Below are 21,851 nucleotides of genomic sequence, written 5' to 3'. Positions count from 1 at the left end.
AGCCAGCGTTGTTGTGGCGGTAGATCCGACTATAAGAGAAGCCCTTGCCATGACCACAGCGCCTTCGAGCCTCGCGCAGCCCGAGCAACCTGCACGCCCCCTGACCCGCAATGACTACAAGACTCTGTCGCTCTCGGCCCTGGGCGGTGCGCTGGAGTTTTACGACTTCATCATCTTCGTGTTCTTCGCCACCGTGGTCGGCAAGCTGTTCTTCCCGGCCGACATGCCCGAGTGGCTGCGCCTGATGCAGACCTTTGGCATCTTTGCCGCCGGTTACCTGGCACGGCCACTGGGCGGCATCGTCATGGCGCACTTCGGCGACCTGCTGGGGCGCAAGAAAATGTTCACCCTGAGCATTTTCATGATGGCTGTGCCGACCCTGATCATGGGTCTGCTGCCGACTTACGCGCAGATCGGCATGTGGGCACCGATTCTGCTGTTGCTGATGCGGGTGATCCAGGGCGCGGCGATTGGCGGTGAAGTGCCGGGGGCGTGGGTCTTCGTTTCCGAACACGTGCCGCAAAAGCACATTGGCTATGCCTGCGGCACACTCACCAGCGGCCTGACCGCCGGCATTCTGCTTGGCTCGTTGGTCGCCACCGCGATCAACAGCATATATACGCCAGCCGAGGTGTCCGATTACGCGTGGCGGATCCCGTTCCTGCTCGGCGGCGTGTTTGGTCTGTTCTCGGTCTACCTGCGCCGCTGGCTGCACGAGACCCCGGTGTTTGCCGAGCTGCAACTGCGCAAGGCCCTGGCCGAAGAAGTGCCGCTACGCGCGGTGCTGCGTGACCATCGCGGGGCGATTGCGATCTCGATGCTGCTGACCTGGCTGCTGTCGGCCGGGATCGTCGTGGTGATTCTGATGACTCCGACTGTACTGCAAACGGTCTATCACTTCTCGCCGACGGTGGCGTTGCAATCGAACAGCCTGGCGATCGTGTTCCTGAGCGTTGGTTGCATCATCTCCGGCGCCCTGGCGGATCGTTTTGGCGCCGGCCGGGTGTTTGTCTTCGGTAGCCTGGGGCTGCTGATCAGCTCCTGGACCTTCTATCACAGCCTCGCCGATCACCCGAACTGGCTGTTCCCGCTGTATGCGCTGACCGGTTTTCTGGTCGGCACGATTGGTGCGGTGCCGTATGTGATGGTGAAAGCGTTTCCGCCGGTGGTGCGGTTCAGCGGGTTGTCGTTCTCGTACAACGTCGCTTACGCGATCTTTGGTGGTTTGACGCCGATGGTGGTGAGCTTACTGCTGAAAGAAAGCGCGATGGGGCCTGCCTACTATGTGGCGGTGCTGTGCGCGATGGGGATTCTGGTGGGAGCATGGCTCTGGAAGAAGGGGCGCTGATTTCCCCTGCCGCCTGATCGTTCCCACGCTCCGCGTGGGAATGCATCCTGTGACGCTCCGCGTCACCTCTCAAATGCGGACGCAGAGCGTCCATGGCGGCGTTCCCACGCAGAGCGTCGGAACGATCTGTCGCGACATGCTGGCCTTTCATCCAATTGTCATATTTCAGCCATAGAGTGTTCACACGGCCTGCTGATACTTGGCCCCGACTTAACACACCCTATCTGCTAGGAGTAAGGCATGAAACTGAAGCGTTTGATGGCGGCAATGACTTTTGTCGCCGCTGGCGTTGCGACTGCCCACGCGGTAGCCGCTGGCGTTGACCCGGCAATTCCGGCTTACACCAAGGTCACCGGTGTATCGGGCAACTTGTCCAGCGTTGGTTCCGACACTCTGGCCAACCTCATGACCCTGTGGGCTGAGAACTACAAAAAAGAATACCCGAACGTAAACATCCAGATTCAGGCCGCTGGCTCCGCCACTGCGCCACCTGCGCTGACTGAAGGCACCTCCAACCTGGGCCCGATGAGCCGCAAGATGAAGGACACCGAACTGGCGGCCTTCGAGCAGAAGTATGGCTACAAGCCGACCGCTATCCCGGTTGCCGTGGACGCCCTGGCTGTGTTCGTGCACAAGGACAACCCGATCCAGCACCTGACCATGGAGCAGGTTGACGCGATCTTCTCGTCCACCCGTCTGTGCGGCGCCAAGGCCGAAGTCAAAACCTGGGGCGACCTGGGCGTGACCGGCGACCTGGCCAACAAGCCGGTGCAACTGTTCGGCCGTAACTCGGTATCCGGCACCTACGGCTACTTCAAGGAAGAAGCCTTGTGCAAAGGCGACTACAAACCCAACGTCAACGAACAACCAGGTTCGGCGTCGGTGGTGCAGTCGATCAGCTCCTCGTTGAACGGCATCGGTTACTCGGGCATCGGTTACAAGACTGCCAGCGTGAAAACCGTTGCGCTGTCGAAGAAAGGCAGCACCGAGTTCATCGAAGACTCCGAAGAAAACGCACTGAACGGCAAGTACCCGCTGTCGCGCTTCCTCTACGTTTACGTGAACAAGGCCCCGAACAAGCCTCTGGCCCCGCTGGAAGCCGAGTTCGTAAAACTGGTTCTGTCCAAACAGGGTCAGGAAGTTGTGGTGAAAGACGGCTACATCCCACTGCCAGCCAAAGTTGCTGCAAAAGCACTGGCTGACCTGGGTCTGCAGGAAGGCGGCGCTGAAGTCGCAAAAAAGTAACAAACTGAGTCCGGGATGAACCCCGCCGGACTCATGTAAAAGGCCGGATCTGCCAGCAGACCGGCCTTTTACACACCTCAAATTTTCGATCCTCTGCCAGTCCCGCTGGCGGTGGATTTGCTGCGTCACTGCACTGTCATCTTTCTGTCATACAGGATCGCTAGGGTGAGCGCATGAATGATCTGGCCAATTCCCCAATGACTACGACTTCCCCTCCCAAGCGCATTGATTTCAATACGCCTGAGCTGCAACGCAAGCGCCGCATTCGCGCGCTCAAGGATCGCTTCACCCGTTGGTACGTCCTCGTTGGCGGGCTGGCGGTGCTGGCAGCCATCACCCTGATCTTCTTCTTTCTCGCCTACGTCGTTGCGCCATTGTTCCAGGGTGCGAGCCTGACCGCGAAAGATGCCATTACCCCGGCCTGGATGCAGGACGCCGGCAAGCCGCTGATGATTTCGCTCGAAGAGCAGAATCAGGTGGCGATGCGCGTTTCCGATAAAGGCCAGGCACTGTTCTTTGACATCGACAGTGGCGCTGAATTGACGCGCGTCGATCTGCCAGTGCCCGCGGGCGCCAGCGTGACGTCCATCGGTGAAGATCAGCCAGGTCATCCACTGGTGGCCGTGGGCCTGTCCAATGGCCAGGCACTGGTGTTCCGTCACACCTATAAAGTCAGCTACCCCGACGGCAAGAAAACCATCACCCCGGCCATCGAATACCCGTACGGCAACACGCCGATCGCGGTGAATGAAAGTGGCGGGGCGCTGGAGCACGTGAGCCTCAATGCTACCGATTCGACCCTGATGCTGGTGGGCTCGACTGGCTCGCAACTCAACGTGTTGTCGCTGACCAGCGAAGAAAACATGATGACCGGCGAAGTTACCTCCGAGCAGAAGCGTATCGATCTGCCGCAGATGACTGAGCCGGTGAAAAACATTTTCGTCGACCCGCGCCAGCAATGGCTGTACGTGGTCAACGGGCGTGCCCAGGCCGACGTGTTCAGCCTGCGCGACAAGAGCCTCAACGGTCGCTACAAACTGCTGGAAAACGCCGACGCCGAAGTCACCGCGACCACACAACTGGTCGGTGGTATCTCGCTGATCGTCGGCGACTCCAAGGGTGGTCTGGCCCAATGGTTCATGGCCCGAGACACCGATGGCGAGCTACGCCTGAAGCAGATTCGTACCTTCCAGATGGGTACCACGCCGATCGTTGAAATCAGCGCCGAAGAGCGTCGCAAAGGCTTCCTCGCCCTCGATGCCAGCGGCAAGCTCGGCGTGTTCCACAGCACCGCGCACCGTACCTTGCTGGTCGATCAAGTGGTAGAAGGCCAAGGCCTGTTCGGTCTTTCGCCACGCGCCAACCGTGTGATCGTCGAAGCCGACGGCAAGCTGCAACCGTTGCTGCTCGACAACCCGCACCCGGAAGTATCCTGGAGCGCGCTGTGGAGCAAGGTCTGGTACGAGAACTACGACGAGCCTAAATACGTCTGGCAATCGACTGCGGCCAACACCGACTTCGAACCGAAACTGAGCCTCTCGCCACTGACCTTCGGCACCCTGAAAGCCGCGTTCTACGCGATGCTGCTGGCGGCACCGCTGGCCGTTGCCGCAGCGATCTACACCGCTTACTTCATGGCCCCGGGCATGCGCCGCAAGGTCAAGCCGGTGATCGAACTGATGGAAGCGATGCCGACGGTAATCCTCGGGTTCTTCGCCGGTCTGTTCCTCGCGCCGTATGTGGAAGGGCATCTGCCGGGCATCTTCAGCCTGTTGATGCTGCTGCCGATCGGCATCCTGGTTGCCGGTTTCACCTTCAGCCGCCTGCCTGAGTCGATCCGCCTGAAAGTCCCGGATGGCTGGGAGAGTGCGCTGCTGATCCCGGTGATCCTGTTCGTCGGCTGGCTGTCGCTGTACATGAGTCCGTTCATGGAGAACTGGTTCTTCGGCGGCGACATGCGTATGTGGATCTCCCACGACCTTGGCATCACCTACGACCAGCGCAACGCTCTGGTGGTTGGTCTGGCCATGGGTTTCGCGGTGATCCCGAACATCTACTCGATCGCCGAAGACGCCGTGTTCAGCGTGCCACGCGGCCTGACCCTGGGTTCGCTGGCACTCGGTGCCACGCCGTGGCAGACCATGACTCGCGTAGTCATCCTCACCGCCAGCCCGGGCATCTTCTCGGCGCTGATGATCGGTATGGGCCGTGCGGTCGGCGAAACCATGATCGTGCTGATGGCCACGGGTAACACCCCGGTCATGGAAATGAACCTGTTCGAAGGCCTGCGCACCCTGGCCGCCAACGTCGCGGTGGAAATGCCGGAATCGGAAGTCGGCGGCAGCCACTACCGCGTGCTGTTCCTCTCGGCGCTGGTGCTGCTGTTGTTCACCTTCGTCATGAACACCCTGGCAGAACTGATTCGTCAGCGTCTGCGCAAGAAATACTCGTCGCTTTAAGAAAGGTAGAAGTCTGTGAAACAGAACTCCCTGAATGGATGGTTCAAGAGCGGCGCCCCGGGCGTCTGGATCAGCGGTGGCGCGGTGTCCATCGCGGTCATCATGACCATTGGCCTGCTGGCAGTGATTGCCGTGCGCGGTCTGGGTCATTTCTGGCCGGCGGACCTGATCCACGCCAACTACGACGTACCGGGCCAGGCCAATCACCTGGTCATCGGCGAAGTGGTGCAGAAAGAAGAAGTGCCCCGTGCCCGCCTGAAAAGCGCTGGCCTGCCGGTGCCCGACCAGGGCCCGGAATTCATGACCCGCGAGCTGATCAAGGTCGGCAACCGTGACTTGAATGGCAACGACTTCACCTGGATCGTCGGCGAGTGGCTGACCAACCAGACCACGCCGCCAGAGTTGATGGCGATCGAACGTCGCGAGTGGGGCAACTTCTACGGCTACCTGGTCAACGTCAAACAGGACGGCAAGGTGATCGCCGAGGGCGAGGCCGCATGGCCTGAGCTGCAAGCGCGGATCGACCGCGTGAACAAGCTCGCTGCGCAACTGAAGTCGCTGGAAAAGACCGACATCGGGGCGATCAACTCAGGTCTGGAACGCATTCGTCTGCACGGCCGCAAACTGGAACTGGAAGGTAAGCTCGACGCCACCGCGCAAGCGGACATGGATGCCGAACGTGCCGAGCTGAACGCGCGTTATCAGGACGTCGAAGCACGTCTGAGCGATCTGCATGCGCAGTTCAACCGTGACGCTTTGACGGCTCGCGATGCCAACGGCAAAGAGATCGAAATCGGCCTGGGCAAAGTGGTTCACGCTTACCAGCCGAATGCCATGGGCACGATGACCAAGATCGGTTTCTACTTCGGCAAGGTCTGGGAGTTCCTGTCCGACGACCCGCGTGAAGCGAACACCGAAGGCGGGATCTTCCCGGCGATCTTCGGCACCGTGATGATGACCCTGATCATGGCGATGATCGTCACCCCGTTCGGCGTGCTGGCGGCGGTGTACCTGCGTGAATACGCCAAGCAGAACGCCCTGACCCGAATCATCCGCATCGCGGTGAACAACCTCGCGGGCGTTCCGGCAATCGTTTACGGCGTGTTCGGTCTGGGCTTCTTCGTCTACGTGCTGGGTGGCTCGGTTGACCGCCTGTTCTTCCCTGAAGCACTGCCGGCGCCGACCTTCGGTACGCCGGGCCTGCTCTGGGCCTCGTTGACCCTGGCGCTGCTGGCGGTGCCGGTGGTGATCGTGGCGACCGAGGAAGGTCTGGCGCGTATCCCGCGCACCGTCCGCGAAGGCTCGCTGGCACTGGGCGCGACCAAGGCCGAGACGCTGTGGAAAATTGTCCTGCCGATGGCCAGCCCGGCGATGATGACCGGCATGATCCTCGCCGTGGCCCGCGCCGCCGGTGAAGTGGCGCCGCTGATGCTGGTGGGTGTAGTGAAACTGGCGCCGTCGCTGCCGCTGGACGGCAACTACCCGTACCTGCACCTGGACCAGAAGATCATGCACTTGGGCTTCCACATCTATGACGTCGGCTTCCAGAGCCCGAACGTCGAAGCCGCACGGCCACTGGTGTACGCCACGGCGCTGCTGCTGGTGCTGGTGATCGCCACGTTGAACCTGTCGGCAGTGTGGATTCGTAACCACCTGCGCGAAAAATATAAAGCGCTGGACAGTTGATATTCCGGTGGGAGCGGACGTGCTCGCGAAGGCGGTGGGTCAGGCGACATTGAGGTTGAATGTGCCGACTTCTTCGCGAGCAAGCCCGCTCCCACCCTAGATTGAGTACAGCCGCATCAAGCGGCTAACCGAACCGAATTTGTTAGCACAGGGAGCCTCCCATGCAGCACGAAACACATACCCACGGCATCAACATGTCCGCCCTGGGCCGCGACAAGCAGAGCCTGAACCTCGCCCAGGAAACCGTTGCCATCGAAGTCCCGGGCCTGAGCCTGTTCTACGGCGAGAAACAGGCACTGTTCGACGTCAGCATGAACATCCCGAAACAGCGCGTGACCGCGTTCATCGGCCCGTCCGGCTGCGGCAAGTCCACGCTGCTGCGTACCTTCAACCGCATGAACGACCTGGTTGATGGCTGCCGTGTCGAAGGCGCGATCAACCTGTACGGCAACAACATCTACCGCAAGGGCGAAGACGTCGCCGAGCTGCGTCGTCGGGTCGGCATGGTGTTCCAGAAGCCCAACCCGTTTCCGAAGACCATCTACGAAAACGTGGTCTACGGCTTGCGCATCCAGGGCATCAACAAGAAGCGCATCCTCGACGAAGCGGTCGAGTGGGCGTTGAAAGGCGCGGCGCTGTGGGACGAAGTGAAGGATCGCCTGCATGATTCGGCACTCGGTCTGTCCGGTGGTCAGCAGCAGCGTCTGGTGATCGCCCGCACCATCGCGGTCGAGCCGGAAGTGTTGCTGCTTGACGAACCGTGCTCGGCCCTCGACCCGATCTCGACCCTGAAAGTCGAAGAGCTGATCTACGAGCTGAAGTCCAAGTTCACCATTGTCATCGTGACCCACAACATGCAGCAGGCCGCGCGGGTTTCCGACTACACGGCGTTCATGTACATGGGCAAACTGGTGGAGTTCGGCGACACCGACACCCTGTTCACCAATCCGGCGAAGAAGCAGACCGAAGACTACATCACCGGTCGTTATGGCTGACAGTTGCGGGTTATTCACAGAATTGACGCTGCGGTCCACCGCACCTTACCGGACGCTCCAAGGACGCCAACATGATTAGTAAAGAAGGCCTTACCCACCATATCTCCGCGCAGTTCAACGCCGAGCTTGAGGAAGTGCGCAGCCACCTCCTGGCCATGGGCGGGCTGGTCGAGAAGCAGGTCAACGACGCGGTCACCGCGCTGATCGAGGCCGACTCCGGCCTGGCCCAGCAGGTGCGCGAGATCGACGACCAGATCAACCAGATGGAGCGCAACATCGACGAAGAATGCCTGCGCATTCTTGCCCGTCGTCAGCCGGCGGCGTCCGACCTGCGGCTGATCATCAGCATCTCCAAGTCGGTGATCGACCTGGAGCGTATCGGTGACGAAGCGACCAAGATCGCCCGCCGCGCGATTCAGCTGTGCGAAGAAGGCGAAGCGCCGCGCGGTTACGTCGAGGTTCGCCACATCGGCGACCAGGTGCGCAATATGGTCCGTGATGCGCTGGATGCGTTCGCCCGTTTCGACGCCGATCTGGCGTTGTCGGTGGCGCAGTACGACAAGATCATCGACCGCGAATACAAAACCGCCCTGCGTGAGCTGGCGACCTACATGATGGAAGACCCGCGCTCTATCTCGCGGGTCTTGAGCATCATCTGGGTGCTACGTTCGCTGGAGCGCATCGGCGATCACGCGCGCAACATCTCTGAACTGGTGATCTACCTGGTACGCGGCACCGACGTGCGGCACATGGGCCTCAAGCGCATGAAAGAAGAAGTTGAAGGTACAAGCGGCGAAACCGCTAATGTTCCGGGCGATGCTGACGATAAGTAAGATTGCCTGAGAAAAGCGCCCGGCCCTTTGGCCGGGCGTTTTTGTTTGTGCTTTTCATGGGCAGATTCGAGTTAAAAGCAGCACCCGCGAACGAAAAGTCCCGGCGTGACTGAAGAGTTTTGGCAATGTGCCATCAGCCAGCGTTATGCTTGCCGGGATTTTAATAGGGGTGTTGGATGAGCAAGATCAGTGTGTTGGTCGTGGACGATGCTTCGTTCATTCGTGACCTGGTGAAAAAGTGCCTGCGTAATTACTTCCCGGGGATCCGCACCGAGGACGCCGTCAACGGTAAAAAGGCTCAGGCCATGCTGGCCAAGGAAGCGTTCGACCTGGTGCTCTGCGACTGGGAAATGCCGGAAATGTCCGGCCTCGAACTGCTGACCTGGTGCCGCGAGCAAGACAACCTCAAGACCATGCCGTTCGTCATGGTCACCAGCCGTGGCGACAAGGAAAACGTTGTGCAGGCGATTCAGGCCGGCGTTTCCGGCTACGTCAGCAAGCCGTTCACCAACGAGCAACTGCTGACCAAGGTCAAACAGGCGCTGAACAAGGTCGGCAAGCTCGATACCCTGATGAACAGCGCGCCGACCAAGATGAACTCGGCGTTCGGCAACGACTCCCTGAGCGCGTTGACCGGCGGCAAGCCTGCTGTGGTGGGTGGCGCTCCGGCAGCTGCTGTGGTCAACCCGTTCGCCAAGCCTGCGGTCGTTGCACCGGCGCCTGCCGCTGCACCATCGCGTGGCTTGCTCAACAGCCCGCCGGTGCAGGCACCGGCCGCCTCGAAAGCGCCGGCGGGTGGTCGTGGTCAGGGCCAGCTGCGCCTGCCGAGCGGCAACCAGCAATGCGTGATCAAGGCCCTGAGCATCAAGGAAGCGCTGTTGGTGGTGAAGCGCACCGAGACCCTGCCGCAGATCCTCGACAGCGCCGTGCTCGACCTGGAGCAGGGCGACAACGCCGAAGTCGCCCGTCTCAACGGTTACCTGCATGCCATCGTGGCCCACGAGCAGAAAGCGGATAGCGACTGGCTGCAACTGACCTTCCGCTTCGTCGACCAGGATGCGCAGAAGCTCGACTACATCTCCCGCCTGATCGCCCGCGGCACGGCGCAGAAGCACTTCGTTCCGGGCGCGTGATCTTCGGCGCCTGACAATCCGCCATCGCGAGCAGGCTCACTCCTACAAGGGATCGCATTCCATATGTAGGAGTGAGCCTGCTCGCGATGGGGCCATCACTTACGACGTCCATTTTCCAGACTGCCCAATTTGAAACATCTGTCGACTAGCCTGGTCTGTCTCACCTGCTAGGCTCATTCCCAGGCCTTACTTCGACAGACTCTTGCCCATGCTCGCGCGCCTGCTGTTTTTCTGTGGTCTTTTCCTGGCCTCCACCTCGGCTGTGGCCATGACCATCTACAAATCCACCGATGCCAACGGAGTGGTCTCGTACAGCGACCGGCCGAGCAAAGGCTCGCAGGTGTTCGTGTTTCAGGACCGCATGGTCGAACATCTGGAGCGCCAGGTGTACCTCGACATCAAGAAGCAGAAGGGCACCGACGTGGTGTTCGTGCGCAACGATCTGTACGCGCCGGTCGAGGTGGCGCTGGCATTTACCGGGATGAGCAACGTGCGTGGCGCACCGGCCCAGACGATCCGTCGGGTGCTGCCGGCGCGCAGCAATACGCGTCTGGCGCTGCTGACGGCGATCAGCGGCGGCCAGCCGCTGGTGTATACGCCGCAGTTCCAGTATTCGCTGGGCGACCCCGCCGGAGCCGCTCAGAGCTATCGCTATCCACTGCCGTGGCGGGGCGGACCGTTCCGCCTCAGTCAGGGTGCCAACGGCCAATACAGTCACTACGGGCCGAAGAACAAGTACGCGATGGACATCGCCATGCCGGTCGGCACACAGATCATCGCGGCGCGAGCCGGGGTGGTGGTGAAAACCGAAAACTCGCAGAGCGGGCGCGGCAATGATGCGTCGGGCAATTTCGTCCGGGTGCTGCACGATGACGGCACGATGGGCGTGTACCTGCATCTCAAGCAAGGTTCGGTGAGCGTGCGCGAGGGGCAGCGAGTAAAGGTTGGCAGTCCGCTGGCGCTGTCGGGCAATACCGGCAACAGCAGCGGCCCGCACCTGCACTTTGTGGTGCAGCGCAATACGGGGCAGGGGCTAGTGTCGATTCCGTATCAGTTCAACCAGCCGCTGGGGGCGTTGCCCAACTTTGCGTTGGGCAAGCAGTGATGTGCTGCACCTGCGGGCCCCTTCGCGAGCAAGCTCGCTCCCACCTTGGAATGCATTTCAACTGTGGGAGCGGGCTTGCTCGCGAAAGGATCGACGTGGTGCCGGATCAGCCGATCAATCCAGCATCAACACCTTGGCCAGTACAATCTTCGGCCCTTTCATCTTCTTGATGATGATCCGCAGGCCTTCGACTTCCAGTACTTCTTCCTCTTCCGGCACCCGTTTCAGGGTCTCGTAGACCAGCCCGGCGAGGGTTTCGGCTTCGATGTGGTCCAGATCAATGCCGAGCAGGCGCTCAACCTTGAACAGCGGCGTGTCGCCACGTACCAGCAGTTTGCCTGGCTGATAGGCGAGGATCCCGCGTTCAGCCTTGCGGTGTTCGTCCTGGATGTCGCCGACCAGCACTTCCAGCACGTCTTCCATGGTCAGGTAGCCGATGATGTTGCCGTCGGCTTCTTCAACCACGGCGAAGTGCGAGCCGCCCTTGCGGAATTGTTCCAGCAACTGCGACAGCGGCATGTGCCGCGACACGCGCTCCAGCGGGCGGGTCAGTTCGGCCAGGTTGAACGACTCGGGGATGTGGTCCAGCGCCGCCAGCTCCAGCAACAGGTCCTTGATGTGCAGCAGGCCGACGAACTCCTGGCGCTCGCTGTCGTACACCGGATAACGGCTGAACTTGTGACGACGGAACATCGCGAGGATTTCTTTCAGCGGTGCGTTGAATTCCAGAGTGATCAGGTCTTCCCGGGAGTTGGCCCAGTCGACCACTTCCAGCTCGCCCATTTCCACCGCCGAGGCCAGCACGCGCATGCCTTGGTCGCTCGGGTCCTGACCACGGCTGGAGTGCAGGATCAGTTTCAATTCTTCGCGGCTGTAATGGTGTTCGTGGTGCGGGCCGGGTTCGCCTTGGCCGGCGATCCGCAGAATCGCGTTGGCACTGGCGTTGAGCAGGTAGATCGCCGGGTACATCGCCCAGTAGAACAGGTACAGCGGCACCGCCGTCCACAGCGACAGCAGCTCGGGTTTGCGGATCGCCCACGATTTGGGCGCCAGCTCGCCGACCACGATGTGCAGGTACGAAATGATGAAGAACGCGGTAAAGAACGAAATGCCTTTGACCACTTCCGGCGACTGCACACCGACCGCGCTCAGCAGCGGCTCGAGAATGTGCGCGAATGCCGGCTCACCGACCCAGCCCAGGCCGAGGGAGGCGAGGGTGATGCCGAGCTGACACGCCGAGAGGTACGCATCGAGCTGACTGTGCACGGTGCGCAGGATGTGCCCGCGCCAGCCGTTCTTGTCGGCGATGGCCTCGACCCGGGTCGAACGCAGTTTGACCATGGCGAATTCCGCCGCAACGAAGAAGCCGTTGAGCAAAACCAGGATCAGAGCGAAAAGAATCATGCCGAAATCGGCGAAAATCGTAGCGAGGGACAAGCCAGGGGAAGGGTCCATGATGGAGTTTTGCAGGTTCCGTGTGATTCGTAAGAGAGAAGAAATCGCGCCTGAAAGGCAGACGCAAGTCAGCCAATGTAGCGGCTGACATGGCGATTGCCTAGTGGCGCGTGCTGGCCGGCATCACTCGGCGGCGCTGATCGCCCGTGCCTGAGCGACCTGGGCCGGGGCGAAATGGCAGGTGAACGTGCTGCCATGACCCGGCACGCTGCTGATCTCCATCCGCGCGCGGTGGCGCAACAACACGTGTTTGACGATCGCCAGGCCGAGCCCGGTGCCGCCGGTATTGGAGTTGCGGCTGGAGTCGACGCGATAGAAACGTTCGGTCAGGCGCGGCAGGTGTTTGCTGTCGATGCCGATCCCCGAATCCTGCACGCTCAAGTGCGCCCCTTGCTCGTCGCCCCACCAGCGGATGCGGATGTTGCCCTCGGCCGGGGTGTACTTCACGGCGTTGAACACCAGGTTGGAGAACGCGCTGCGCAATTCCGCCTCGCTGCCCTTGAGCAGGATGCGTGCGTCGGCGTCGAGGGTGATTTTCTGGTTTTTTTGTCCGGACAACTGCTGCGCGTCACTTTTGATCGATTGCAGCAGGGTGTCGACCTGCACTGGCTGGTTGTCCGACGGATAATCGGTGGCTTCCAGTTTCGCCAGCAGCAACAGATCGTTGAGCAGCGTTTGCATGCGCCCGCCCTGTTGCTGCATTTGTTGCAGGGCGCGGCTCCAGCGCGGGTTCACTTCCTCGACGTTGTCGAGCAGGGTTTCCAGGTAGCCGCAGATCACCGTCAGCGGCGTGCGCAGTTCGTGGGAAACGTTGGCGATGAAGTCTTTGCGCATCTGTTCCAGTTGATGGATGCGCGTGACGTCGCGCACCAGCATCAGGTGTTCGTTGTTGCCGTAGCGGGTCAGGTACAGCTGAATACGCACGCGATCATTGGTCGGCGAGGGGATTTCCAGCGGTTCGGCGTAGCTTTCCTGCTCGAAGTATTCCTTGAAGCGCGGATGGCGCACCAGGTTGGTCACCGGTTGGCCGCTGTCCTGCGGGGTCTTGAGGCCGAGCAGGGTTTCGGCGGCGCGGTTCCACCATTCCAGGTTGCCGTCGCTGTCGAGCATGATCACCGCGTCTTTCAGCGCGGCAGTGGACTCCTGCACCCGGTCGATTACCGCTTGCAGACGCCCGCGCACCCGTTGGTCGCGGCGTTGCAGGTGGTAGATGCTGTCGAACACCTCGCCCCACAGGCCGTAGCCGTCGGGCGGTGCTTCATCGGGTTGGTGCAGACGCAGCCATTCGTGCAGGCGCAGCAGTTGCTTGAGCGTCCAGGCCAGGTAAAGGCCCAGGCCTGCAGCGAGGCTCCAGCCGTAATAGCCGGTGATCAGGCCGATCACCAGACAGGCGGTGACCAGCAACAGCATGTGGCGAATCAGGGTGCCATGCCAGTTTTGATTCACGGAGCGTCCTTAAACGCAGCTTCAAGTTTCAAGCTAAAGCGGATCGGCTTTTACTTGCCGCTTGTAGCTAGAAGCTTGCCGCTGCTTTTTTATGCTTTGGTGGAAAACCGGTATCCAGTGCCGCGCACGGTTTGTACCAGATTTTCGTAGGCGTCGCCGAGGGCCTTGCGCAGGCGTCGAATGTGCACGTCGACGGTGCGCTCTTCAACATAGACGTTGCCGCCCCAGACCTGATCCAGCAATTGCCCGCGAGTGTAGGCACGTTCCTGGTGGGTCATGAAGAATTGCAGCAGACGGTATTCGGTCGGGCCCATCTCGGCCGGACGACCGTCGATGGTCACGCGGTGGCTGATCGGGTCGAGCAGCAGGCCTCCGACTTCGATCGGCGCTTCGCCATCGGTCGGACCGGCGCGGCGCAGCACTGCCTTGAGGCGGGCGACCAGTTCGCGTGGCGAGAACGGCTTGGTGATGTAGTCGTCGGCGCCGACTTCCAGGCCCTGGATCTTGTTGTCCTCCTCACCCTTGGCGGTGAGCATGATGATCGGGATGTCCCCGGTCAGCTCGTCACGCTTGAGGCGTCGGGCCAGCTCGATGCCGGAAGTGCCGGGCAGCATCCAGTCGAGCAGGATCAGGTCCGGTTTACGGTCAACGATGATGGCGTGGGCCTGCTGCGAGTTCTCTGCCTCGAGGCAGTCATAGCCGGCCATTTCCAACGCAACGGCGATCATTTCGCGAATGGGCGCTTCGTCGTCGACGATCAGAATGCTCCTGCCAACCATGCCTTAATCCTCTTGTCATTTAACTGTCTTGCGCCGCATTAGATAACGGAATTATTGCAGTCGTGTGACAGTATTTTAGTCGCCCGGCGGTTGGCGTGATCCTGGACTAAGCTCTAAGTCCGAATCCTGACAACCACCCAAGAAGGTTTCCATGACTCAAATGACTGCTTCTTTCAAAGCCCTGTTGATGGCTGCTGCCCTGTCTCTGCCTGGATTTGCCATGGCCGCCGAACCGGCCATGATGAAAGACGGCATGATGGTCGATCACAAAGGCATGACCGTTTACACGTTCGACAAGGACGCTGGCGGCAAGTCGATGTGCAACGGCGATTGCGCCAAGAACTGGCCGCCAATGATGGCGCCGGCGGGTGCCAAGGCTGAAGGCAAATGGACGGTCATCAAACGCGATGACGGCATGATGCAATACGCCTATGACGGCAAGCCGCTGTACACCTTCATGAAGGACGAAAAACCTGGAGAAATGAAAGGTGATGGCATGAAGGAAATGTGGCACGTGGTGCACGAGCACAAATAAACGCAAATCCCCTGTAGGAGTGAGCCTGCTCGCGATAGCGGTGTATCAGTCGGCATTTTCGCTAACTGATACACCGCTATCGCGAGCAGGCTCACTCCTACATTGATTTGCGTTTAGCGCAACGCGTAATCCAGCACGATCCCGACGAAAATCGCCAACCCGGCCCAATGGTTGTGCAAGAACGCCTTGAAGCAGCGCATCCGGTCGCGATCGCGGGTGTACCAGAACTCCCACACATAACACCCGGCAGCCACCAGCAAGCCGAGATGGAACCAGACACCCAACTCGAACTTCGACCCCACCAGCAACAGGCATCCCAGCGACAACGCCTGCAAGCTCAGGATAATCACCCGATCCGCGTCGCCGAACAGAATCGCCGTGGATTTCACGCCGATCTTCAGGTCGTCGTCACGGTCGGTCATCGCGTAATACGTGTCGTAACCCACCGTCCACAGCAGGTTGGCGATCCACAGCAGCCAGGCGGCGGCGGGCAGTTCGCCGGTTTCGGCGGTGAACGCCATCGGCATGCCCCACGAGAACGCTGCGCCGAGCACCACTTGCGGGTAATAGGTGTAGCGCTTCATGAACGGGTAGGTGAACGCCAGCGCCAGACCGCCCAGCGACAGCCAGATGGTCGGCGCATTGGTGCACAGCACCAGCAGGAAACTCACGCCCATCAGCAGCGCGAAAAACACCAGTGCCTCTTTCGAACTGATCTTGCCACTGGCCAACGGTCGTTGCGCAGTGCGTTTGACGTGGCCGTCGACCTTGCGGTCGGCCCAGTCGTTGATCACACAGCCACCGGCGCGGGTCAGCACTACGCCGAGCACGAAAATCACGACATTGGCCAGCGATGGCGAGCCCTTGCCGGCAATCCACAGCGCCCACAGCGTCGGCCACAGCAGCAGGTAAATGCCGATCGGCTTGTCCATGCGCGTCAGCTGAATGAAATCCCAGGCGCGTGGATTCAAGCGGTTCAGGGACTTGAGCAAGCTCTGGTACATCAGCAGTTCTCCGGATGGGCGCGGGCGGCGCTCCACAAGGTCGGCAGGAAAATCTCCGCCACCAGCACGCTCAAGGCGCCACGGTCGAAGCGCGAACGGCGGCCCCACAATTCAGGCGCACGGCAGGCAGGCGGCAACCAGTCTTGCGGGTAGTGACAGACCTCGATGGCGCGGCGCTGGAAGGCCTGGTCGCAGAACAGCAGTTCGCCCAGCGAGCGGCTGCCCAGTTCATCCATGTGCAGGCCATCACCTTGCAAGGCGGCGCGCGACGCCACGCTGCGGGCAAACACCCAAGCCTCGCCGTGACCGCGCAGATACACCTCGCGCACCCAGCCTTCGCTGCCTTCAGCCAGCTCCAGCGCCGTGCATTCGTCGCTGCGCAGGGTGTCCCAGCCCTCGAATAAAGGCGTGACGCTGAAGCCGTCATTGGACAGCCGCGTCAGGCGACGGGTCAGCGAGCCTTCGTCGAACAACCAGTTCAGGGTCAACGAATCGGGGAGGGGCGTCAGTCGGCTTTGAGTCAGCCAGAGCGGGGCCGGGCAGGCATTTGAATGGTGCACAATGAGTCATTATTGGCCGCAAATGAGGCGGCGAGCTTAACATGGCGTGCTGCGATTTTGATGGATCCGGGTCGCCGTTGCGCCGAACAGGCTTGCATCTGCACGGCACCATCAGTACAAAACGCCCTGAGCCGGATGGCAGCGCAGCACCCATCGACCATTCGCGCCGGCACCAAGCCTGAATCCTGAGGAAGTAACTGAATGAAAAAGTGGCAATGCATCGTCTGCGGCCTGATCTACAACGAAGCCGACGGTTGGCCGGATGACGGCATCGCGCCGGGCACCCAGTGGCAGGACGTGCCGGAAGACTGGCTGTGCCCGGATTGCGGCGTCGGCAAGATGGACTTCGAAATGATCGAAATCAGCAACTAATCAAACAAAGGAGTAAGGCATGAGCGCACCTGTCGTCATCATCGGCACTGGCCTTGCGGGCTATAACCTGGCCCGCGAGTTTCGCAAGCTCGACAGCGAAACCCCGCTGCTGCTGATTACCGCCGATGACGGGCGCTCTTACTCCAAGCCGATGCTCTCCACCGGTTTCGGCAAAAACAAGGACGCCGATGGCCTGAGCATGGCCGAACCCGGCGCCATGGCCGAGCAGTTGAAGTCCGAGGTGCGCACCCACACGCGCATCAGTGGCATCGACGCCGGCCACAAGCGCCTGTGGATCGGCGAAGAAGCGGTGTACTACCGCGACCTGATCCTCGCCTGGGGCGCAGAAACCGTGCGTGTACCGATCGAGGGCGATGGCGCCGATCTGGTGTTCCCGATCAACGATCTTGAAGACTACGCGCGCTTTCGTTCGGCGGCGGCTGGCAAGCGCCGGGTGCTGCTGCTCGGTGCCGGGCTGATTGGCTGTGAATTCGCCAACGACCTGATCCTCGGTGGTTACGAGGTGCAACTGGTGGCGCCGTGCGAGCAAGTGATGCCGATGCTGCTGCACCCGGCCGCTGCGGCCGCCGTGCAGGCCGGGCTGGAAAGCCTGGGCGCGCGCTTTCACCTCGGCCCGGTGCTGACCCGTCTGCAAAAAGTCGCTGACGGGCTGGAGGCGCATCTGTCTGACGGTCAGGTGATTGCCTGCGATGTGGTGGTGTCGGCCATCGGCCTGCGTCCGCGCATCGATCTGGCGGCGGCGGCCGGGGTGCAGGTCAATCGCGGCGTCGTCGTCGATCGGCACCTGAAGACCTCCCACGCCAATATCTACGCCTTGGGCGACTGCGCCGAGGTCGATGGGCTGAATCTGCTGTACGTGATGCCCCTCATGAGCTGTGCGCGTGCGCTGGCACAAACCCTGGCGGGCAATTCGACTGCCGTGAGCTACGGCCCGATGCCGATCACTGTGAAAACGCCGGTGTGCCCGTTGGTCGTTTCGCCACCACCACGGGGCAGCGAAGGTGTCTGGAGCGTTGAAGGGCAGGGCGCCGACATCAAGGCCCTGTGCCATGGTGCCGACGGCCAGTTGCTCGGTTACGCGCTGACCGGTGCGGCGGTGATGGAGAAACTTGCCCTGAACAAACAGCTTCCGCCCCTGCTGGCGTAAATACCGGTCGTTCTGTCGGAATCACCCCGCTTTTGCCCCTACAAAGGTCGCGAGGAGACTGGCGCAGCCGGTATCCGCGTGCCATCCTCACTCCCGTCTGCCGCAGAGTAGAGCCTGCGGCGCCTTGGGCGCTGTTCCAACGAGAACAGCACGGACATAACAACAAAAAACCGTCAAAGGGGCTTCACTAATGCGTAAACCAGAACTCGCCGCTGCAATCGCTGAAAAAGCAGATCTGACCAAAGAACAGGCCAATCGCGTTCTCAACGCCGTCCTCGAAGAAATCACCGGCGCTCTGCACCGCAAGGACAGCGTCACGCTGGTGGGCTTCGGCACCTTCCTGCAACGCCACCGCGGCGCCCGCACCGGCAAAAACCCGCAAACCGGCGAGCCGGTCAAAATCAAGGCCAGCAACACCGTGGCATTCAAGCCAGGCAAATCGTTGAAAGACAGCGTCAATCCTTAATGGCGGCGAACTCCCTGAATAACGGGGAGGGTCGTAAAGAAAAATGGGCACACCGATTGCGGTCGGGTGCCCATTTTTTATGCCTGTATGTCAGCTATTTGCGGAAGCAGGCTTTGCCGTTGCCAAAGTCCACGGCCAGGCAGTTTGGCTCAATCGCTAGCTGCAGATCCTGGAAGAGAGCAGACAGATCGTTGCTTGAGGCAGGTTTGGTTGCGCTTTTCAGCGTCACTGTCTGGTTCTCCACTTGCCAAGTGCCCTTGGCAAAACCGTCGGCACTCCCGTACGCCACGCCCGCGTCAAAGGTGCCGTCCTTGCGCAGCAGCAACTCGGCGCCCATTTCCATGGCGCCGGACAGATAGTAATGGCCGTCCAGAGGCGGGGTATCTGCAGATGCCTGGGTAACGGGAAACCACATTAGCGCGGCCAGAAAAAGCGTTTTCAATTCCATGTGTTGAATCTCCTTGCCGGCTCCCAAAGGAGGCGCGGTGTTTGCGATGTGGGCTTTGGCTCAAGCGGCAAACGTATAAAGGCCCTTCTCGCGGCAGATGTAAGAAGTATCTGTGACAGTTGTCAGAGGGGTCCGCATTGTAAGGTGTTGTGTGAATTGGTGGAAATGCCCGTTGGAGGCTACTTCGATAATATTGAGTTAGCACGAATGTGCAGTGTTTTCGGGACTCTGAAAGTTTTAGGCAATATTTTGCTATCAAATTGATGGCACTTTTTTTGTTCGCCATTGTCATCGCGGAATTGTTCAAATAAGCCCGTGAGTTTTCGGAATATTCCTACTTCTATTTTTTTCGAGAGTTGTCATGCTCGCCGCCGTGTATTGGGACGGACGTCCAGCAGGATGTCGTTTCACCGGCCAGAAGCGCTCTAAATCAGGGTTTTGGCGGGGGAGTAGAAAATGCGGCGAATATAAATGACTATCAGGGATACCCCTGCCGCATATAGGGCGATCTCCTACACACCCCAATGAACACTTCGTCTTGTTGTTTAACCAGATGCTTGCTAGTGGCCATCATAGTGATTACGATGCGCCCACTTGAAAGAGCACATCTCAATTGGATGAGTCGCTTTACTGCTCTTCGATACTGTCCCGCGCCGCGGTTACTCCAATAGGCGCCTGACTGTAATCCTTAATAAAGGCCATGGATGTCCTACTCAAGCAAACTTTCCGCCCATTACCTCGAACTCGCAAAAGTCTCTGTTTCCAAAGAGAATTTCGCGGGCGAAGACGTTCGTTTTTCGAGCGAATTCGAGGCACTGGAAAGCGAGCTGGCCAAAGCCTCGTCGATGCACGAAAGCGGGCAGATCGACTGGCTGAAAATCCGTGAAAACAGCGAAAACCTGCTGCGTACCCAATCCAAGGATTTGCGCGTCGGCGCCTGGCTGACCTGGTCGCTGTACCAGCGCGAATCCTTCCCCGGGCTGCTGGCCGGCCTCGGCTTGCTGCACCATTTGTCGGAAAACAACTGGGCCGACGTTCACCCGCTCAAGCCCCGCACCCGCGCCGCCGCCATCGGCTGGCTGGTGCCGCGCCTGGAGCAGGTGCTCACCGAAAACATTGCGATCAAGGAACAGCTGCCGATGTTCCGGCAGTTGTCCGAGCACCTGGCCGGCCTCGATGCCGCGTGCACCGAGCACCTGGGCGATGACGCGCCGCTGCTGCTGCCGCTCTCCCGTCGCCTGAAAACCATGATCCAGCGTGCGGCCGACAACCAGCCGGCCCCCGGCGTGGTGGGTGCGGCGGTGGCACAGGTCAAACAGGCCGCAAGCCAGTTGCTCACGCCCGGCGCACCGATCGATAACGAACGAGATGCGCACAAAGCCTTGCGCGCCCAACAGGAAAGTGCCCGCCCGCTGTGCGCCTGGTGGCTCAAGCAGAAAGCCACCGACCTGCGCGCCCTGCGCCTGAACCGCACGCTGCTGTGGATGACCATCGACGCGGTGCCCGAGCGCAACGCCGAGCAGATCACCGTGCTGCGCGGCCTGCCGCTGGAAAAGCTCAAGCTCTACCAGGACCGTTTCGATCAGGGCAAGTACGCCGACGTGCTGGTGGAACTGGAGGCGAGCCTGGCGAAGGCGCCGTTCTGGTTCGATGGCCAGAGGATGGTCTGGGAGTGTCTCCAGAACCTCAACGCCGAGTTGGCAATGCGCGAAGTGGAAATCCACTTCGCGCTTTTGATTCAGCGCCTGCCTGGCATTGTCGAGTTGCGTTTCCATGACGGTGCGCCGTTTGCCGATCCGTCCACCCGGGCGTGGATCGCCGCCAACGTCATGCCGCACCTGCAAAGCGCCAGTGCGCCGCGCAAGGTCGAAAGCGAAAACGTCGAGACCCAGCCGGCCTGGGAAAAGGCCCTCGAAGAAGTCCTGCCGCTGCTGCGCAAGGAAGGCTTGAAGCCTGCCGTGCAGATTCTCAAGCAGGGGCTGCAGTCAGCCCACGGCGGTCGCGAACGCTTCTTCTGGCAGTTCGCCCTCGCCAGGCTGTGCTTCATGGCCAAGAAGTACGAACTGGCCAAGAACCAGCTCGAAACCCTCGATCAGACATTACAGGACTCAGGCCTGCACGTCTGGGAGCCCGATCTTGCATTGGAAGTGCTGCACCTGCTGCACAGTTGCTGCGAGTTGTTGCCGCAGAACCATGCAGTGCGTGAACGCAAGGAAGAGATTTATCGCAGGCTGTGCCACCTCGATCTCGAAGTGGTACTCGAATAGGCCCCAGGGCCACAACCGCAAGGAGAAAAGCCATGGCCAAAGAAGGCTCGGTAGCCCCCAAGGAACGCATCAACGTCACCTTCAAACCCGCCACCGGCGGTGCTCAGGAAGAGATTGAACTGCCGCTGAAGCTGCTGGCAATCGGTGACTACACCCACCGCAAGGACGATCGCAAAATCGAAGATCGCAAGCCGATCAGCATCGACAAGATGACCTTCGACGAAGTGTTGGCCAAGCAAGAGCTGGGTCTGACGCTGAGCGTGCCGAACCGTCTGCAGGAAGATGGCGAGGCCGACGAGCTGGCTGTGCAACTGCGCGTCAATTCGATGAAGGACTTCAACCCGGCCAGCCTGGTCGAGCAAGTGCCTGAGCTGAAAAAACTGATGGAACTGCGCGATGCGCTGGTGGCCCTCAAAGGCCCTCTGGGTAACGCACCTGCGTTCCGTAAAGCGATCGAAGGCGTGCTCGCCGACGACGAATCCCGCGGTCGCGTACTCGGTGAGCTGGGCCTGAACGCCGCAGCCCCGGACGCCTGAGACTCCAGTAG

General features: G+C 60.6%; 20 protein-coding genes. 14 read left to right on the top strand and 6 right to left on the bottom strand.

Going from position 1 to position 21,851, the window contains the following annotated elements; translation table 11 throughout:
* Positions 1–49: 49 nt before the first annotated feature.
* The 8 genes from QMK55_RS12955 to QMK55_RS12920 all read left to right on the top strand — a co-directional run bounded on the left by QMK55_RS12955 (position 50) and on the right by QMK55_RS12920 (position 10,804).
* Positions 50–1,348: an MFS transporter gene (locus QMK55_RS12955; RefSeq protein ID WP_102357861.1), complete on the top strand. Its 1,299-nt coding sequence runs from the start codon at positions 50–52 to the stop codon at positions 1,346–1,348.
* A gap of 240 nt (positions 1,349–1,588) precedes the next feature.
* The gene (locus QMK55_RS12950; protein ID WP_025112655.1) at positions 1,589–2,593 is read left to right on the top strand and encodes a phosphate ABC transporter substrate-binding protein PstS; all 1,005 of its coding nucleotides are present in this window, start codon (positions 1,589–1,591) and stop codon (positions 2,591–2,593) included.
* A gap of 173 nt (positions 2,594–2,766) precedes the next feature.
* Entirely contained in the window at positions 2,767–5,052 is a 2,286-nt protein-coding gene (locus QMK55_RS12945; protein ID WP_320329313.1) for an ABC transporter permease subunit, read from the top strand.
* Between the two features lie 15 nt (positions 5,053–5,067).
* Positions 5,068–6,738 carry a phosphate ABC transporter permease PstA gene (gene pstA, locus QMK55_RS12940; protein WP_102357858.1) on the top strand — a complete coding sequence of 557 codons (1,671 nt, stop codon included), beginning with the start codon at positions 5,068–5,070 and terminating at the stop codon, positions 6,736–6,738.
* A gap of 161 nt (positions 6,739–6,899) precedes the next feature.
* The gene (pstB, locus tag QMK55_RS12935; RefSeq protein ID WP_102357857.1) at positions 6,900–7,733 is read left to right on the top strand and encodes a phosphate ABC transporter ATP-binding protein PstB; all 834 of its coding nucleotides are present in this window, start codon (positions 6,900–6,902) and stop codon (positions 7,731–7,733) included.
* A 71-nt stretch (positions 7,734–7,804) separates the two neighbouring features.
* Entirely contained in the window at positions 7,805–8,566 is a 762-nt protein-coding gene (gene phoU, locus QMK55_RS12930; RefSeq protein ID WP_007954334.1) for a phosphate signaling complex protein PhoU, read from the top strand.
* A 176-nt stretch (positions 8,567–8,742) separates the two neighbouring features.
* On the top strand, positions 8,743–9,699 hold the full coding sequence (locus QMK55_RS12925) for a response regulator (protein ID WP_320329312.1): 957 nt from the start codon (positions 8,743–8,745) through the stop codon (positions 9,697–9,699).
* A 208-nt stretch (positions 9,700–9,907) separates the two neighbouring features.
* A complete protein-coding gene (locus tag QMK55_RS12920; RefSeq protein ID WP_102357853.1) occupies positions 9,908–10,804 on the top strand; it encodes a peptidoglycan DD-metalloendopeptidase family protein in 897 nt (298 codons plus the stop codon).
* 114 nt (positions 10,805–10,918) lie between these two features.
* Here the strand turns inward: QMK55_RS12920 and QMK55_RS12915 are convergent, their stop codons facing one another.
* The 3 genes from QMK55_RS12915 to phoB form a co-directional block, all read right to left on the bottom strand.
* Positions 10,919–12,259: a hemolysin family protein gene (locus QMK55_RS12915; RefSeq protein WP_003229612.1), complete on the bottom strand. Its 1,341-nt coding sequence runs from the start codon at positions 12,257–12,259 to the stop codon at positions 10,919–10,921.
* Between the two features lie 123 nt (positions 12,260–12,382).
* Positions 12,383–13,669, bottom strand: a complete 1,287-nt coding sequence (gene phoR, locus QMK55_RS12910; protein ID WP_256588157.1) for a phosphate regulon sensor histidine kinase PhoR — start codon at positions 13,667–13,669, stop codon at positions 12,383–12,385.
* A 125-nt stretch (positions 13,670–13,794) separates the two neighbouring features.
* The gene (gene phoB / locus QMK55_RS12905) at positions 13,795–14,484 is read right to left on the bottom strand and encodes a phosphate regulon transcriptional regulator PhoB (protein WP_003229608.1); all 690 of its coding nucleotides are present in this window, start codon (positions 14,482–14,484) and stop codon (positions 13,795–13,797) included.
* A 151-nt stretch (positions 14,485–14,635) separates the two neighbouring features.
* On the opposite strand from phoB, the gene QMK55_RS12900 reads away from it, so the two are divergent.
* A complete protein-coding gene (locus QMK55_RS12900; RefSeq protein ID WP_102356320.1) occupies positions 14,636–15,019 on the top strand; it encodes a hypothetical protein in 384 nt (127 codons plus the stop codon).
* Positions 15,020–15,132: 113 nt separating this feature from the next.
* On the opposite strand, the gene ubiA is transcribed toward QMK55_RS12900, so the two are convergent.
* Together ubiA and QMK55_RS12890 are read right to left on the bottom strand one after the other, a co-directional pair.
* On the bottom strand, positions 15,133–16,023 hold the full coding sequence (ubiA, locus tag QMK55_RS12895; RefSeq protein ID WP_320329311.1) for a 4-hydroxybenzoate octaprenyltransferase: 891 nt from the start codon (positions 16,021–16,023) through the stop codon (positions 15,133–15,135).
* A complete protein-coding gene (locus QMK55_RS12890; protein ID WP_320329310.1) occupies positions 16,023–16,583 on the bottom strand; it encodes a chorismate--pyruvate lyase family protein in 561 nt (186 codons plus the stop codon). The genes ubiA and QMK55_RS12890 overlap by 1 nt, the downstream gene beginning before the upstream one ends.
* 201 nt (positions 16,584–16,784) lie before the next feature.
* Between QMK55_RS12890 and QMK55_RS12885 the strand changes: the two genes are divergently transcribed.
* From QMK55_RS12885 to QMK55_RS12875, 3 genes are all read left to right on the top strand, one after another.
* Positions 16,785–16,955 carry a rubredoxin gene (locus QMK55_RS12885; protein WP_102356317.1) on the top strand — a complete coding sequence of 57 codons (171 nt, stop codon included), beginning with the start codon at positions 16,785–16,787 and terminating at the stop codon, positions 16,953–16,955.
* Positions 16,956–16,974: 19 nt separating this feature from the next.
* Entirely contained in the window at positions 16,975–18,123 is a 1,149-nt protein-coding gene (locus tag QMK55_RS12880) for an NAD(P)/FAD-dependent oxidoreductase (RefSeq protein WP_320329309.1), read from the top strand.
* A gap of 190 nt (positions 18,124–18,313) precedes the next feature.
* Entirely contained in the window at positions 18,314–18,589 is a 276-nt protein-coding gene (locus QMK55_RS12875; RefSeq protein ID WP_003213368.1) for an HU family DNA-binding protein, read from the top strand.
* A 94-nt stretch (positions 18,590–18,683) separates the two neighbouring features.
* Here QMK55_RS12875 and QMK55_RS12870 read toward each other — a convergent pair whose 3' ends face one another.
* Positions 18,684–19,037 (bottom strand): hypothetical protein, encoded by a 354-nt coding sequence (locus QMK55_RS12870; protein WP_320329308.1) that lies wholly within the window; start codon positions 19,035–19,037, stop codon positions 18,684–18,686.
* Between the two features lie 704 nt (positions 19,038–19,741).
* Between QMK55_RS12870 and tssA the strand changes: the two genes are divergently transcribed.
* The gene (gene tssA / locus QMK55_RS12865; protein WP_320329307.1) at positions 19,742–21,304 is read left to right on the top strand and encodes a type VI secretion system protein TssA; all 1,563 of its coding nucleotides are present in this window, start codon (positions 19,742–19,744) and stop codon (positions 21,302–21,304) included.
* A gap of 32 nt (positions 21,305–21,336) precedes the next feature.
* Positions 21,337–21,840: a type VI secretion system contractile sheath small subunit gene (gene tssB, locus QMK55_RS12860; RefSeq protein WP_003229587.1), complete on the top strand. Its 504-nt coding sequence runs from the start codon at positions 21,337–21,339 to the stop codon at positions 21,838–21,840.
* Positions 21,841–21,851: the final 11 nt, after the last annotated feature.

The sequence above is a fragment of the Pseudomonas sp. P8_229 genome (genome assembly GCF_034008635.1).
Classification (GTDB): domain Bacteria; phylum Pseudomonadota; class Gammaproteobacteria; order Pseudomonadales; family Pseudomonadaceae; genus Aquipseudomonas.
Note: the sequence above shows the minus strand (reverse complement) of the source record. Positions and strands in the feature narration are given on the sequence as shown.

Excerpts from the sequence above, each read along its gene's own strand:
- QMK55_RS12875 (WP_003213368.1), top strand. The coding sequence starts at position 18,314 with ATGCGTAAACCAGAACTCGCCGCTGCAATCGCTGAAAAAGCAGATCTG.
- QMK55_RS12925 (WP_320329312.1), top strand. The coding sequence starts at position 8,743 with ATGAGCAAGATCAGTGTGTTGGTCGTGGACGATGCTTCGTTCATTCGT.
- QMK55_RS12900 (WP_102356320.1), top strand. The coding sequence starts at position 14,636 with ATGACTCAAATGACTGCTTCTTTCAAAGCCCTGTTGATGGCTGCTGCC.
- QMK55_RS12880 (WP_320329309.1), top strand. The coding sequence starts at position 16,975 with ATGAGCGCACCTGTCGTCATCATCGGCACTGGCCTTGCGGGCTATAAC.
- pstB (WP_102357857.1), top strand. The coding sequence starts at position 6,900 with ATGCAGCACGAAACACATACCCACGGCATCAACATGTCCGCCCTGGGC.
- QMK55_RS12915 (WP_003229612.1), bottom strand. The coding sequence starts at position 12,259 with ATGGACCCTTCCCCTGGCTTGTCCCTCGCTACGATTTTCGCCGATTTC.
- QMK55_RS12920 (WP_102357853.1), top strand. The coding sequence starts at position 9,908 with ATGCTCGCGCGCCTGCTGTTTTTCTGTGGTCTTTTCCTGGCCTCCACC.
- QMK55_RS12870 (WP_320329308.1), bottom strand. The coding sequence starts at position 19,037 with ATGGAATTGAAAACGCTTTTTCTGGCCGCGCTAATGTGGTTTCCCGTT.
- ubiA (WP_320329311.1), bottom strand. The coding sequence starts at position 16,023 with ATGTACCAGAGCTTGCTCAAGTCCCTGAACCGCTTGAATCCACGCGCC.
- tssB (WP_003229587.1), top strand. The coding sequence starts at position 21,337 with ATGGCCAAAGAAGGCTCGGTAGCCCCCAAGGAACGCATCAACGTCACC.
- QMK55_RS12955 (WP_102357861.1), top strand. The coding sequence starts at position 50 with ATGACCACAGCGCCTTCGAGCCTCGCGCAGCCCGAGCAACCTGCACGC.
- QMK55_RS12885 (WP_102356317.1), top strand. The coding sequence starts at position 16,785 with ATGAAAAAGTGGCAATGCATCGTCTGCGGCCTGATCTACAACGAAGCC.
- phoB (WP_003229608.1), bottom strand. The coding sequence starts at position 14,484 with ATGGTTGGCAGGAGCATTCTGATCGTCGACGACGAAGCGCCCATTCGC.
- phoU (WP_007954334.1), top strand. The coding sequence starts at position 7,805 with ATGATTAGTAAAGAAGGCCTTACCCACCATATCTCCGCGCAGTTCAAC.
- QMK55_RS12945 (WP_320329313.1), top strand. The coding sequence starts at position 2,767 with ATGAATGATCTGGCCAATTCCCCAATGACTACGACTTCCCCTCCCAAG.
- phoR (WP_256588157.1), bottom strand. The coding sequence starts at position 13,669 with ATGCTGTTGCTGGTCACCGCCTGTCTGGTGATCGGCCTGATCACCGGC.
- tssA (WP_320329307.1), top strand. The coding sequence starts at position 19,742 with ATGTCCTACTCAAGCAAACTTTCCGCCCATTACCTCGAACTCGCAAAA.
- QMK55_RS12950 (WP_025112655.1), top strand. The coding sequence starts at position 1,589 with ATGAAACTGAAGCGTTTGATGGCGGCAATGACTTTTGTCGCCGCTGGC.